This window comes from Pseudodesulfovibrio nedwellii (genome assembly GCF_027923765.1).
Classification (GTDB): Bacteria; Desulfobacterota; Desulfovibrionia; order Desulfovibrionales; family Desulfovibrionaceae; genus Pseudodesulfovibrio; species Pseudodesulfovibrio nedwellii.
In genome coordinates, this window is the sequence record NZ_AP026709.1 from 341161 (window position 1) to 355000 (window position 13840).

General features: G+C 48.5%; 12 protein-coding genes (1 of these 12 cut by a window edge). 7 read left to right on the forward strand and 5 right to left on the reverse strand.

Annotation, left to right across the window (positions count from 1 at the left end; translation table 11 throughout):
• Positions 1-2 precede the first annotated feature (2 nt).
• Both SYK_RS01615 and SYK_RS01620 read right to left on the reverse strand, forming a co-directional pair.
• Positions 3-887 carry a DMT family transporter gene (locus SYK_RS01615; RefSeq protein WP_281761887.1) on the reverse strand — a complete coding sequence of 295 codons (885 nt, stop codon included), beginning with the start codon at positions 885-887 and terminating at the stop codon, positions 3-5.
• Position 888: 1 nt separating this feature from the next.
• On the reverse strand, positions 889-1875 hold the full coding sequence (locus tag SYK_RS01620) for an ornithine cyclodeaminase family protein (RefSeq protein ID WP_281761888.1): 987 nt from the start codon (positions 1873-1875) through the stop codon (positions 889-891).
• Between the two features lie 119 nt (positions 1876-1994).
• Between SYK_RS01620 and SYK_RS01625 the strand changes: the two genes are divergently transcribed.
• The 3 genes from SYK_RS01625 to SYK_RS01635 all read left to right on the forward strand — a co-directional run bounded on the left by SYK_RS01625 (position 1995) and on the right by SYK_RS01635 (position 4474).
• Positions 1995-2837: a pseudouridine synthase gene (locus SYK_RS01625; RefSeq protein WP_281761889.1), complete on the forward strand. Its 843-nt coding sequence runs from the start codon at positions 1995-1997 to the stop codon at positions 2835-2837.
• A 78-nt stretch (positions 2838-2915) separates the two neighbouring features.
• On the forward strand, positions 2916-4022 hold the full coding sequence (locus tag SYK_RS01630; protein ID WP_281761890.1) for a hypothetical protein: 1107 nt from the start codon (positions 2916-2918) through the stop codon (positions 4020-4022).
• Positions 4023-4216: 194 nt separating this feature from the next.
• Positions 4217-4474, forward strand: a complete 258-nt coding sequence (locus tag SYK_RS01635; protein WP_281761891.1) for a hypothetical protein — start codon at positions 4217-4219, stop codon at positions 4472-4474.
• 170 nt (positions 4475-4644) lie between these two features.
• Here SYK_RS01635 and SYK_RS01640 read toward each other — a convergent pair whose 3' ends face one another.
• Together SYK_RS01640 and ftsY are read right to left on the reverse strand one after the other, a co-directional pair.
• Entirely contained in the window at positions 4645-6114 is a 1470-nt protein-coding gene (locus tag SYK_RS01640; RefSeq protein WP_281761892.1) for a 30S ribosomal protein S1, read from the reverse strand.
• 24 nt (positions 6115-6138) lie between these two features.
• Positions 6139-7530, reverse strand: coding sequence for a signal recognition particle-docking protein FtsY (gene ftsY, locus SYK_RS01645; protein ID WP_281761893.1), 1392 nt, complete (start codon positions 7528-7530; stop codon positions 6139-6141).
• A gap of 152 nt (positions 7531-7682) precedes the next feature.
• On the opposite strand from ftsY, the gene asnS reads away from it, so the two are divergent.
• A complete protein-coding gene (gene asnS / locus SYK_RS01650) occupies positions 7683-9050 on the forward strand; it encodes an asparagine--tRNA ligase (RefSeq protein ID WP_281761894.1) in 1368 nt (455 codons plus the stop codon).
• 65 nt (positions 9051-9115) lie between these two features.
• On the opposite strand, the gene SYK_RS01655 is transcribed toward asnS, so the two are convergent.
• Positions 9116-10024, reverse strand: coding sequence for an AraC family transcriptional regulator (locus tag SYK_RS01655; protein ID WP_281761895.1), 909 nt, complete (start codon positions 10022-10024; stop codon positions 9116-9118).
• Positions 10025-10188: 164 nt separating this feature from the next.
• On the opposite strand from SYK_RS01655, the gene SYK_RS01660 reads away from it, so the two are divergent.
• The 3 genes in view from SYK_RS01660 to SYK_RS01670 are tightly spaced (each overlapping or abutting the next) and all read left to right on the forward strand, a layout consistent with a single transcriptional unit that may run on beyond the window.
• Positions 10189-10872, forward strand: a complete 684-nt coding sequence (locus SYK_RS01660; RefSeq protein ID WP_281761896.1) for a CerR family C-terminal domain-containing protein — start codon at positions 10189-10191, stop codon at positions 10870-10872.
• Positions 10869-12251 (forward strand): efflux RND transporter periplasmic adaptor subunit, encoded by a 1383-nt coding sequence (locus tag SYK_RS01665; RefSeq protein WP_281761897.1) that lies wholly within the window; start codon positions 10869-10871, stop codon positions 12249-12251. The genes SYK_RS01660 and SYK_RS01665 overlap by 4 nt, the downstream gene beginning before the upstream one ends.
• Positions 12248-13840, forward strand: partial view of an efflux RND transporter permease subunit gene (locus tag SYK_RS01670; protein ID WP_281761898.1) — the 5' portion only. 1539 nt of this gene lie beyond the right edge of the window; the window shows 1593 of its 3132 coding nt (coding positions 1-1593); its start codon is at positions 12248-12250; the stop codon falls past the right edge of the window. Before SYK_RS01665 ends, SYK_RS01670 begins: the two co-directional genes overlap by 4 nt.

A 13840-nucleotide genomic window follows, 5' to 3' on the forward strand; every position in this document is an offset into this window, starting at 1 on the left:
ATTTATACCTCGTCTCCGGTTGTGCGGCTGGTTCGTATACCTGACAAAACCACCAGAAAAACGGCGACCAGAATCAGGGAACTGCCTATGTAACCGAAGATGGAGAATTGTTCGCCGAACAGTGTATAAGCGAAAATGGCTGCAACCACGGGTTCAAAGGTGGCGATGACCGAAGCATGGGTGGCGTCCAGTCGTTTCAGTCCTTCATAATAAACAGAGAATGCACCGTAAGATGTGACCAGTGCAAGGCCTGCGAGGAGCATCCACGCCTGAGGGCTTTTGTCAGCAAAGTTGACGAAAGGCAGGAGTAGCAAGGCCCCGAAGGGCAGGGCGTAAACGAATATGGTCGGCGTAGGGTATCTATATAGGAACTTTTTCCCGAAGATGTAATACAGCGCATAGGTGAGGCCGGAAACTAATCCAGCGATCAGACCAAACAAATTGAGATTGAAGGCAGCTCCGTTGAGCAACTGTGGGCCGAGACTGATGCATGAAACGCCGAGTATGGTCATGACTACACACGTCATCTTTGTTTTGGTCATGGCTTCTTTGAGTACGAGCCATGAGAGAAGAGCAACCCAGGCCGGAGCTGTGTAGAGCAGTACTGCAGCGAGGCCGATACCTACATCGCGGATGGCGAGTTGGTATGAGCCGTAAAACAGTGTTACGCAGATGAAGCCGAAGCCGAACAGGGCAGGCAGGTCTGTCCGATGGACTTTGACCTGTTTTGCGACGCTGGCGTGTATAAGGAACATAATCCAGGCAAGGGCGGCGCGCCAGAATGCTATTTCCAACGCGCTGATGCCTTCGGCGAGAATGTATTGAGTAAAGACTCCAATAAGCCCCCACATAAAGGCGGCGGCCAGAACATAGAGAAATCCGGTCATTCTACAGCTCAACCTTGGTGCCAAGTCCGGCGGTTGTAGCCCTGTCATAAATGAGGGATGCGGTCATGATGTCATGGCTGGCAATGCCCATGAGTACGGCTCCGCGTTTTCCTTCCCGTACACCTTGTTTTATTCCGGCGCAGATTTCGCCCATGTCGGCATTGATATCAGCCGGAAGCGGGTAGCCGTTTTGGAAATAGGTGCCTTGCTCCTGCGTCCAAACATACTGGTTCCGATTGTCACAGGTGAAATTGGCATCTTTGAAAATGTCTTCATGGATGGCGGAATCATAATCCACGGCAATGACAAGACAGTCTTCCTTGACCCATGATTGAGGTATGGACCGTTCAGGGGTTTCAACTATTGGCGTGCAGGTGATAAGTACATCAGCGTCTCTCACCGCAGTTTCGAGGTCTGTGCAAGTTACGAATGTTGCCTCGGGCAGTTGGGGCTGCATGTCAGTGATGAATTTTTCTATGGATGACTCGAAGATATCGAAACAACGTACTTTATTGAGTTTGGGAAAGGCTTCCATCATGGCCAGTAGGTTCACGCGTCCTTGAACGCCTGTTCCGACGATAGTGACTGATGTCGTGTCAGGATTGCCGAAGTGTCGAGCATAGACACCGGAAGCGGCGCCTGTTCTCCATGCCGTCACCCATGCCGCATCCATGACCGCTACGGGAATACCTGTGTCGGGATCGTTCAGAAGCATTATGCCGGTGATATACGGGTGGCCCTTGGCTGGGTTGGGCGGATAGCCGGATACACATTTGACTCCGGCGCGGTCGATATCACCACCAAGGTAGCAGGGCATGGCGTGGATGAAGCAATCTTCACGGGAGTGAATGCCGATTTTTGCGGGCATTTCACCTTCTCCGCGTCCAATGGCTGCGAAACCCGTTTCAACCGCGTTCATGACTTCCAACATGGTAATGCCGAGTTGGTCGATTTCCTTGGCCGATATCCAGAGTACTTCGTATGCCATGAGCGTTCCTTGTTTTTGCGTGAATTCCAGTTGATGGATTGTTTTAGGATTAATTGTATTCTGCGTCAACGCATTGGAAATCCTTGCGAGTTGTCCATGTTCAAGGGTATGCTGCCAGAATGGATAGTCAGAAAGAATATATTATCGGTGATGAGTCGGATGGATTGCGGCTGGACAAGGTTCTTGAGCTTGTAGTGACAGGCGAAGGGCTTCGTTTTCGGCGGCGGTTATGCGACGATGGTCGCGTGCTGGTTGACGGGAAAAAACGAAAGCCCGGATACAAAGTGCGTGTAGGACAGCATGTAGAAATTCTTGGAAGGAGTGACACCATGTCTGGAAAGGAACTGGGAGTCTACGTGGTTGATCAGAATGAGGCGTTTGCCGCTGTCTTTAAACCCGGGGGTATCCATTCCGCAGCCATTGCGGGACGTGAGACCCCCTGTGCCGAAAGCGTGTTGCCGGAATTGTGTTCTGGTGATGATGCCATTTTGTTGAATAGGCTTGATTATTTGACTTCAGGGCTTTTGTTGGTCGCTTTGACCAAGGATGCCGTCAACGAATACCATGAACTGGAAGATAACGGGTATATTAGAAAATATTATTGTGCCGAGGTCCACGGGCGGCTTGATGGCGTTGTTTCCGTACGGAGTGCATTGGATACGGATGACCGAAAGACGACGCGTGCATTGGTTGAGGATTCTGATGATCCTCACCGTTGGACTGATGTTACAGTTATTTCTCATGACCATGAAAAGAATACGACAATGGTGCGTTGTTTGATCATGAAAGGGGCTCGACATCAGATTCGGGCGCATCTGGCGAGTGTCGGTCATCCTATTATCGGTGATCCCTTGTATGGGAACGGTGATGATGTGGATCTGTTACATCTTCATCATGAACGTCTTGAGTTGCCCGGATTCTCTGTATATTCACCGTGTCCATGGGGGGATGTCGGTTTGTAGGAAAGTGTGAATATTCGTTCGTGCATTCTAAAGATTTTGATTCGTTGTCCGATATAGTCTTGAAATAGGAAGTACTCTATGTCCGCTATTTCAAGTGACTATTCAGTCATGTCCCCTGTTCTCACCTCTCAGTCATTTGAAGCGTCAAAAGGTGATGAGGTTGCAACGGAGAAGTCTGTTGAAGAAATATGGGTGATGAACAATCTTTCCTGGGATTCTGTTGTTGGCTTTGTGAACACGGCCGAGAAAACCGCGTTGCAGAGTTTGTCTGATGGTGTGACCGCTATGCTTGATTCAAAGGATTTGAAGTCGGTGGCGGGTTTTACCGATGAAAAGGTCAATAGTTTCCTCAAGACTCTTGATGAAGCCATTGAGAATCAGGACTATAAAACCGCTCGAAAGACAGTAGAGCAATTCTTCAGTGCCGGGAGCGAAAAAATCAGCGATGAATTGGCGATGGTCATGGAAACCGCGGATGGTGCTTTTTGGCATTCTCTTGATGAGCAATTCAACTATAAAATGAAACTCAAGGGCGAGGCCCAGAATATCATTTCGGGGGTGGAATTCGAGCGGACCTTGGGAGACGTACTTGGCTTTGTCAGAAAGTCCGTGGAAAAAGAGAATCCACCTATTTCGGAAACGGATGAATTTGAGGCTACGGTGGATACGCTTTTTGACCAAGCCGTAGATCATACGCGGGGCAAGTTGAAGAACGCCGGGCGCAACAAGTATTCGGAAAATGGGGAAAGTGTTTTGGGAGCCGCCATCTCATTTATGAGAGATCATATTACAGGTGATGACCTCATGGATCAGTACAATCCGTCAGCTCCTTTTGCCATGAGTTTCAATACGAAAGCGTATCATGAGCGGGTTTTGGACGAACAGAAAGAACTGAATGAGATGGAATCCATCAGCCAGTTTACTGATCGTTACGATAAGATGGGCGAAGACTTTCTGAATACGCTGAAAGAAACCCTGGGAAATGAAGAAATAGTCGTTATGGAGAAGGTGAAGGCAAATGAGGTTTCCGCTGAATCTTCTGACGGGCCAGAATTTGAATTGGAAACAATGCTCCCTGACCTTGAACAAATGTCGGCACCGGTGTCGGTGGACATGATGATACAATCAATGGCACTGCCTGAAATTTCTTCAGAGAAAGATTTGTTCGGTCCTGATTCGAAATAAATTGAGTTATAGACATCAAAAAAAGTTTGTCCGGCGCAAGTGTACTTTTGAGAAAAGAGGTCTTGTGGCGAAATTATAAGTGTCTCTCCTGTTTGATTGCGGTTCATTAGAATAGTTGTATCACTCCCTAAAGATTTTCAGGACCTGTGCCGATAAGACATACTCGAACGAAAAAGAAATCCAAGGAGGATTGCATGGACATCAGTGGAATCAGTCAAGCGATTGAACTGCCCAAGCAGCAAGGCGCTGAGCAGAGGGTGGCGGAGCAGCAGAACAGCCAAGCAGAATCGAACGCGAATGAGATGAAGAATATCAAAAAAGCAAAGCTGGAGCGGCAAGTCATGGCTGATCCTTCTCTTGCGAGTAAGCTTGTCGCAACAGAAGCGACTCCCACTTACAACACAAGTGGATCTGTAATCCAGGCCGTGTCTACCTCGCTGGGTGATGTATAGTTGGCAACTCTTTTTATACGATAAGATAAGCCCTCTGCACCATGTGCAGAGGGCTTTATTTGGGACTCCAGACTGAAGCATATTTTACAGAATGAAAGTATGTTTGAACCGGATAAACCCAAAAAACCCCGGTAATCATTTGATTGCCGGGGTTTTATATTTGGTGTGCTTTATTTCTTTTTGTTGAAGGCTGCCTGCAACTTGTCGCCGAGCAGGCCCATACCGCCAGAGGCTTCGGAAGGCTTTTGCTTCTTGGGAGCAAACTGTTTCCAATCACCGTCGTCCTGTACGTCACCAGTGGTCAGGGAAATCCTGCGGTCATTCGCCTTGACTTCACCGATGATGATTTCAACTGTGTCGCCAGCGTGCAGTTTTTCGAAGGCTGCCGGTTTCTCGGAACGGGCTATGATTGACTTGGGCAACAGGCCGGTAATGCCGGGCTCAAGCTGGATGAAGATGCCGAATTGTTCCTGCTTTTCCACAGTTCCTTCGACTTTCTGGCCGGGCTGGTATTTTTCAGCCACGTCGAGCCACGGATCACCTTCGGCGTCCTTCATGGACAGGCTTATGCGGCGTTTTTCAAGATCAATGGATTTGATTTTGACTGAGACCAATTGGCCTTCAGACACGAAGTCGGCTGGTTTGTTTATACGTTTGGTGTAGCTCATTTCGGAGACATGCACCAAGCCGTCCACGCCGGGAGCTATCTCGACAAATGCGCCGAAGTCAGCCAAACGGACAACTTTGCCAGTGACCTTGTCGCCTTCCGTAAAGGTGGCGGAAAGGGTGTCCCAAGGGTCCTGAGCTAATTCCTTCATGGACAGGGAGATCTTGAGGCGGCCCTTGTCATCGTGTTCGATACGGATGATTTTGGCTTTGACCTTCTGGCCTACAGTGACGGCTTCCTCGGGATGGCCGATACGGCCGTAGGAAATCTGGGAAATGTGTACCAGACCTTCCAGACCGGGCATGATTTCTACGAATGCGCCGAAAGCAGCCAAGCGGGTGATGGTACCTTCCACTTCGTCGCCGACGTTTGTTTCGGAAACAAAGGTTTCGGCAGCTTCGGCAGCATCGCGTTCCAGCAAGGAACGGCGAGAGACCACTATGTTGCGGCCGTTTTGTTCCAGTTTGGTAACGAGGAACTCAAAAGTTTTGTCTACGTATTCCTCGGGATCTTCCACATAGCGGCTGTCAATCTGACTGACCGGACAGAATGCGCGACGTTGCATTAGAGTGACATTGAAGCCGCCCTTGCAGGTTGATTCCACTTTGCCTTCAACGGGCAGGTTGCTGTTCCTTGCTTCTTCAAGCATGGCCAGGCCGCCGATGCCCGAGATGGCGCGAGACAGTTTGATGCCGCCGGAGTCCTTGCCGACCACGTAGAGTTCTACGGTGTCGCCGTCGGTTACTGTGCAGTTGTCTTCTTCGTCCAGCATTTCTGCTTTTTCGACGATACCGTCCAGCTTGGTGCCGGTGTCCACGAAAATCGTGCTTTCACCGACCTGGATGACTTTACCTGAGACCTTGTCGCCAATGTTCAGGTTGTCGCCGCCGCCTTCGCTGTACTGCTCAAACAGTTCGGCGAAACTTTCTTCGCCTTCTTCCACGCCGTTACGCTCTTTGAATTCTTCGGACACGATGATTACCGTTCTTTAAAAAGGTTATGTAAGAAGTGCCTTGGCAAAATCCTTGCCATTGAACGGGCGAAGATCTTCCATCTTTTCGCCCAGGCCGACGTAGGTTATCGGCAGTTTGTTTTGCAGAGTCACTGCCACCACTACACCGCCTTTGGCTGTGCCGTCCAGCTTGGTCAGGATTATTTCGTCTACGCCAACAGCCTCATTGAACAGTTTGGTCTGAGACAGGGCGTTTTGCCCGGTGGTGGCATCGATGACCAGCACGTTGCGGTGAGGAGCACCTTCATGCTTCTTGCCGACGACTCGCTGGATTTTGGTTAATTCTTCCATCAGGTTGGTTTTGGTGTGCAACCTGCCTGCCGTGTCGAGCAGCAGCAGGTCATACCCTTCGCTGATAGCCTTGTCCATGGCTTCGAAAGCCACAGCTGCCGGGTCTGAGCCTTCGGTCTTCGCAAAGAACCCCGCGCCAATGCGTGTGGCCCAGACTTCAAGCTGTTCGATAGCGGCTGCCCGGAAAGTGTCACCTGCGGCAATAAGCACTTTGCGGCCCTGCATCTGAGCACGGTGGGCCAGTTTTGCAATGGTCGTTGTTTTGCCTACACCGTTGACACCTACCATCATGAGGACTTCGGGGGGATTCACGGCTTCGATACGGGGCGGAACCTTGAAAATGTCTTCCAACTCATCGCGCAAGATATTCTTGAAGTCATCCGGGTTGTCGGTCCCGGCTTTACGGGCACGAGCCTTGAGGTTGTCCATGAGCTGGTTGGCCGCTTCCATGCCCACATCTGCCATGATGAGGATTTCCTCAAATTCTTCCCAGAATTCGTCGTTCAGGGAGGAGTGGGTGGAGAGCAGATTGTCGATACGTTTGGTGATCTGCTCACGGGTTTTGGATATGCCTTCGGATAATTTGAGGAACAGACGATCGCGTTCGTCTTCCTCATCTTCCAGGTCCAAGGCCAGAGTCAGTCTGTATTGTAATTCGGATTTGAATTCGGCAACGACAACATAACCCATTTCGTTGAGCCATGCGTCGAATTTGGTGATGAAGTCTTTGGCTTCGGCGTCAGGTGCACCCAATGCTTTAAACAGAAAAGCAAGACGATCCCAAAGGTTCTGGCCTTTCTCGTCCACGCCTTCAACTATAATATTCAGCCATTGGGAGAGTTTGGGGTCTGCCTGTCGTAAAGACAGCGTCAGGCCTGCCTGCCAGTCTTCGCTCGGTGTGGGGGCGGCATCGGTTTCCTGCGTGGGAGTAGAAGCTTCGGCCACAGTTTGAGCAGGGGTTTCTGGTTCGGGAGCAGTATGCTCCTCGATTTCTATGCCCTTTTCTTTTTTGTATTCGTCAAGAGCCTGTTGCGCCGCATCTTCCGGGCTTGACCAAGCTTTTTTCAGTTTGCTGAAAAATCCCATGAGGACCTCATGATTTGGTGTCGTTGTTGTTAGGGCGTAGTTAATAGCCTACCTGACTTCCGGTTGCAATAGATGATATGATGCTACGGGATGTTGCCATTCTTCGTGTGAGAAGCTAGGTACAGGGAAAAATTATCGAGAGGATATATCATATGAAACGGACCAAGATAAAAGACGCATTGAACGCCACGGCTCCGATGGACGAAATTACCATCAAGGGCTGGGTTCGTTCCAAGCGTGACAACAAGGGCTTTTCTTTTGTGGCGCTTAATGATGGTTCCTGTCTGTCCACTATCCAGGCTATTGTGGATCATACCCCAGAGATCGAGGAAGCTTTGACCAGAGTGGGAACGGGTGCATCCGTTGCTATTACTGGTGAACTTGTCGAATCTCCTGGCAAAGGGCAGAGGTGGGAAGTGCGAGGTAAGGCTCTTGAGGTGATTGGCGAGGCTGATCAGGAGACGTTCCCTTTGCAAAAAAAACGTCATTCCGACGAATTTTTGCGTTCCATTGCCCATTTGCGGCCTCGGACCAATAAATATAGTGCTATGTTTCGTATGCGTTCAGCATTGGCTCAGGCTGTTCACAAGTATTTCGCGGAAAAAGATTTTTTTTACATCCATACACCGATCATCACCGGTTCTGATTGTGAGGGCGCGGGAGAGATGTTCCGTGTAACCAGCTTGGAAGCCGGGTCCCAGTTGCCTCCTGAAGAGGACTTTTTTGGGAAACCGTCCCAATTGACCGTGTCAGGTCAGTTGTCCGCAGAAATGTTTTCTCTGTCTCTAGGGGATGTATATACCTTTGGTCCGACCTTTCGTGCCGAAAATTCCAATACGCCGCGTCACGTGGCCGAATTTTGGATGATCGAACCGGAAATTGTTTTTTCCGATTTGTCTGACGACATGGATTTGGGCGAGGACATGATCAAGTATCTGATTACTCATATGCTTGATAATTGCGCCGAAGATGTAGAGTTGTTCGCCAAGTGGGTGGACAAGGGGCTTATGCCTACATTGGAAAACATTTTGAAAGAACCATTCAAACGGTTGCCCTACACCGAGGCCATCGATATTCTCAAGAAGACCAAGAAAGAGTTCGAATATCCGGTTGAGTGGGGTATGGATCTTCAGACCGAGCACGAACGCTTCCTGTGTGAAGAGAAGTTCAAGAGGCCCGTTTATGTTTACGATTATCCCAAGACCATCAAACCGTTTTACATGCGTATGAATGACGACGATAAGACCGTGGCGGCCATGGATTGTCTGGTGCCGCGTATCGGTGAGCTTATTGGCGGCAGTCAGCGTGAAGAACGTCTGGATGTGTTGGTAGCCCGTATGGACGAAATGGGACTCGATAAGGAAGACTACTGGTGGTATCTTGATTCCCGTAAGTACGGTACTGCTCCACATGCCGGATTTGGTATGGGCTTCGAGCGTATGCTTATGCTGGTGACGGGTGTTTCCAACATCCGTGATGTCATGCCGTTCCCCAGGACTCCCAAGAGTCTTGATTTTTAGGTTTCAATAATTACTATATAATAATTTTAATGGAAGGCCCGGTGCAATTGCACCGGGCCTTTGTTTTATTTGAGGGGGAGGTAGATGTCTGTCAGTAACTCATCTGGTTGCGTGTGATTCGGTGAATTGAGATAGACTTCAAAGCTGGGTTCTTCCCTGAATTCTCGTCCACTTTTAGGCAACCATTCGCCCATGAGTTTTCCATAGGTTTGTTCAAGCCCTGCGTATGGCCCTTTGTGTGTGGTGACGGCGTATTCTCCACCCGACAGGATTTGAGAGCCTATTTCACCGGTTGCTTCAACATCGTCGTTAATGGTGAAGCAAGCGTCGTAGCGAATTTTATCCTCGGGAGTGACCTGCGGATCATCGTAGCAGATGCCAATGAATTTTGGCATGTTCGCGAAAAGGCCTCTTTTTTCTGCCCATGTGCAAAGAGTTTTCCATGCTTTGTCGCATTCGATGTACGGTCCAACGTGTCTGACAAAGGCAACCCGCATTGGTTTCACTTTTTCAATTTTAACTTCCATGTCTGTCTCCTTTTGGTTTGCAACAACCAACCCGTCGCGCACTGATTCAGGGAGGTAGTGTACAGAGCCGGAAAGTTTTGCGTACAAAATTTTCCAATGTTTTTCCTGATACTTGGATGGAGGACAATCAAACTTTTTTTTGAATGCCCGGCTGAAGGACTCCACGGTTTCATATCCTGCGTCGAAAGAAGCGTCCGTCACCGAGGAAGTCCCCAGTGCCAGTCTGGTGGCCGCTCTTTCCATACGGATTCGACGAATATGTTCAACAACGGTCTCGCTGAACATTCCTTTGAAAATCCGATGAAAATGTATCGGAGAAAAAAAGGTCATGGCGGCAAGTGATTCAAGCGTCATCTCTTCGTCAAGATTGGCCTGAATATGTTGTAACACCGTATGCATTCGTTCGAAATATAAGTTTCTGGTGGTGTCCTTCATCGTGTTTTCCATGCGAGCAGACTACGGGTGTTCGGGAGGATTGGCTTGATCATTTCTGCCGTTTTCAACGGAATTGCACGAATAGCATGTAACCTTTTCTTTGCCAAAAGCGATTGACTCTGTAGTAAGAGTAATTTATTCATTTGATTAATTCAAATGAATGGAAAGGTACGCAAATGAAAAAACAAAAGATATCACCGGAAAGAACCCAATTTCAACTTCTTCAAGCAGGTATGCATTTGTTTGGCTTGAATGGCTTTAAAGGCACTCGAACGCGAGAACTTGCCCAGTTGGCGGGAGTCAATCAGGCCGCCATACCGTATCACTTTGGAGGCAAGGCAGGATTATATCTGGCGGTAGCCGCGTATGTCGTTAAGCGCGGTCGAGATCAAATGAAGGATGAAATTGAAATGATTGAGCTCAAGGTGAAGAGCGGTGGGCTTCTCAAAGCAGACGCTGAACACCTTTTGATGAATTTCTTCTTTGGTTTTATGGATAATGTCATATTGTCAGAAGATTTGAGTGATCGGTCCCGTTTCATTTTAAGGGAGTATTCAACGCCTGGGGCCGGGTTCGAAATCATTTATGAAGGCTTGATCGGGAAAATGCATAAACTGTTATGCCAGTTGGTTGGGATTATTGAAGGTAATCCCCCTGAAAGTGAGCGTGTCATTTTGAAGACTCACGTATTGTTTGGCACGGTCATCGGTAATGCATTGACCAGGAATTTGTTGTTCAGAAGATTAGATTGGGATGATTTTACCCCTGAAAGGATTGGTAGAATGAAGCAAACCATTGCGGAAATTGTTTGCCACGGTTTGAGACTTGATGATCCGCAAAAATATTTGGAGACTTCATGATAGCTCGTTTCAAGGAAAAGTGTCCGTATTGGAAAAAGTTGCTTATTATTCCTGTTGTCGGGCTGGGGATTCTGTTTTTCGTGATATTGGTCAAGACAAAGCAACAACCGGTGAAGAAATCACTGGAGGAACGGGTAACGTCGGTTCGGGTTGTTGAAGCTGAGGCTATGCCCGTAGTGCCGCGTGCTATTGGATATGGATATATACAACCTGGTCAAGTTTGGGATGCTGTAGCTGAAGTTCCCGGCAAAGTCGTCGAGGTGCACCCTGAGTTTGAGAGGGGGGCTGTTCTTGCCAAAGGCGAAATACTCATGCGTATTGATCCTGCTGCCTCAGGTTATATTAGGGAGCAATCCGAAGCAGAGGTTGAACGAGTGCAGGCAGAGCTGCGCAAGCTGGATCAATCAGAACAGGATACGCGTCGGCAATTGGAAGTGGAGCAAGGGCGACTTAAGCTGTCAGCCAAGGATCTTGACCGTAATAAAAAGCTTGTAAATCAGGGTGTTATTTCTCAGTCTGAGCTTGATGCTCAGGAGCAGAGCTATCTTTCACAGCGAAACGTTGTGCAAAACTATCAATCGACGCTCAATGGAATTCCGGCAAGTCGAGCCTCGCTCAAGGCGCAGTTGGCGTCGGCTCGTTCCAAGACGGCTGGGGCGCGTTTGGATGAAGATAACACCGTCATTCGAACGCCGTTTAATTGTCGGATTTCGGCAACCAATGTGGAGTTGGGACAGGCTGTAGGAATGAATCAGGTCGTGGCAACCCTTGATTCTCTCGGTGAAAACGAGGCTCTGGTCCAGGTGCCGCTTTATGTCTTCAAAAATCTTTTGCCTCAAGGGAAGATGGCTATTCCCGGTTCCCAAGTCCAGATGGAAGAGTTCCGGCAGTTCCTCGGTATTGATGCCATGATTCGTGTGCGCACTCAGGAGCGAACCATGGAGTGGATCGGCCATGTTACGCGAATATCCGATGCTGTGGATGCTGATACACGGACTATCGGGGTGTTTGTTTCAGTGGATAATCGCATCCAAAATTCACAGGGCGAGCAGAACACGCCTCTTATAAAAAATATGTATGCCGAGGTGGAATTGCTCGGTAAGCCGACAGAACCACTTGTCGTTGTCCCTCGTACAGCCGTGGAAGCAGGATATGTGAATGTCGTAAACGCAGAGGGGCGCCTTGAGCGTCGTCGTGTGACCATCGCTTTTGTGCAATCATCTATTGCGGTTTTGCGAAGTGGTGTAGTCATTGGAGATCGTGTTGTCGTCTCGGAACTGATTCCTGCTATTGAAGGAATGAGGCTTAGGCCTGAACTTGATGAGACGTTACAGAAGCGCATGGAAGATGAAGCTCTGGCAAGGACGGCTGCAAAATGAGGAAAGGAAATTCATTCATTGATTTTTTTGCTGAACATCCGACTGCGGCAAATTTGCTTATGCTGTTGTTTCTCGGCATGGGAGTTTTGGCTTTGCCTAAAATGGTGCGTGAGACCTTTCCGGATTTTACGCCTTCAGAGATTTCCATAACCGCAGTTTATCCCGGTGCTACAGCAGAAGATGTGGAAGAGGCCATATGTCAGCGTATTGAAGATGCTCTTGATGGTGTGACTAATGTGGAAGAGGTGCGTTCAACCGCTCAGGATGGGTTGGCGACCGTGGTGGTAGAAATGGTTGAAGGTGGCGATCTCAAGGAATTCGCTGAAGACATTCGTACGGAAGTGGATGCCATCGACACCTTTCCGCCAGATGTAGAAGATCCCATCATCAAACGACTCAACCGAACAGATATGGTTTTGGCGTTGGCTGTAACTGGCCCCATGTCCACGCCTCATCTCAAGTTGTATTGTGAGGATCTCAAAGATCGAATCCTTAATCTGCCAGGCGTAGCAGAAGTAACTATTGGTGGATTTTCAGACCATGAAATTCGAGTGGAAATCCCTATGAAGAATATCATGCAGTATGGTTTGTCCGTATTCGATATTACTTCTGTCATCGGAAACCAATCGTTGGATTTACCCGCAGGGACTTTGGAAACCGCTGATGCTGATTTTGTTATTCGTTTTGCTGACGAGCGAAAAAAGGTTCATGAATATGAAGATCTTGTCGTTTTTTCAGGTAAGACCGGGGCGGAGCTTCGCCTTGGTGATATCGCAACTATCACTGATCGTTTTGAGAAGGATGAACAGAAAATATGGTTTAATGGACAGCGAGCCGGTGAACTGATCATCGCTAAAAATAAGGGTAAGGATGCGCTAAAGGTTCTGGACGCTGTTCAGATGTTTTTGGATAAAGAGCGAGCTGAGATGCCATCTGGCATCAACCTTGAAATTACGCGTAATATTACCAAAATAGTTCGTGACCGTTTGGATATGTTGATTTCCAATGGCATACAAGGGTTGTTCCTTGTTTTTATGGTTATGTGGCTGTTTTTCAATATAAGGTTGTCCTTTTGGGTTGCCATGGGGTTGCCAGTATCTTTCATGGGATCGTTTTTGATCATGCAAATGACTGGTATGTCTATTAATATGCTGACTATGGTTGGTTTATTGTTGGCTCTTGGTTTGATCATGGATGATGCGATTGTCATCGCTGAGAATGTGGCAGCGCATCTTGCACGGGGTAAGTCTGCGCTTCGAGCTGCCGTGGATGGAACTAGAGAAGTTGCTCGCGGAGTTCTTTCGTCGTTTATTACTACATTATGTATCTTTGGTGCCGTGGCTTTGCTTATCGAAGGGCGTATCGGTAAAGTGCTATGGGTAATGCCCGCTGTTTTGATCATGACTTTGTCGGTGAGTATTATCGAGGCTTTCTGCATTCTTCCAAACCATCTTAACCATTCGTTGTCGCATATTACGAAAGCGCCGACACGGTTCAGAGTTGCTTTTGAAAAACGGTTTGAGTGGATTCGTGAGAACATACTTGGACGGATTGTCGATACGGTTATTCGGTGGCGATATGTTTTTGTC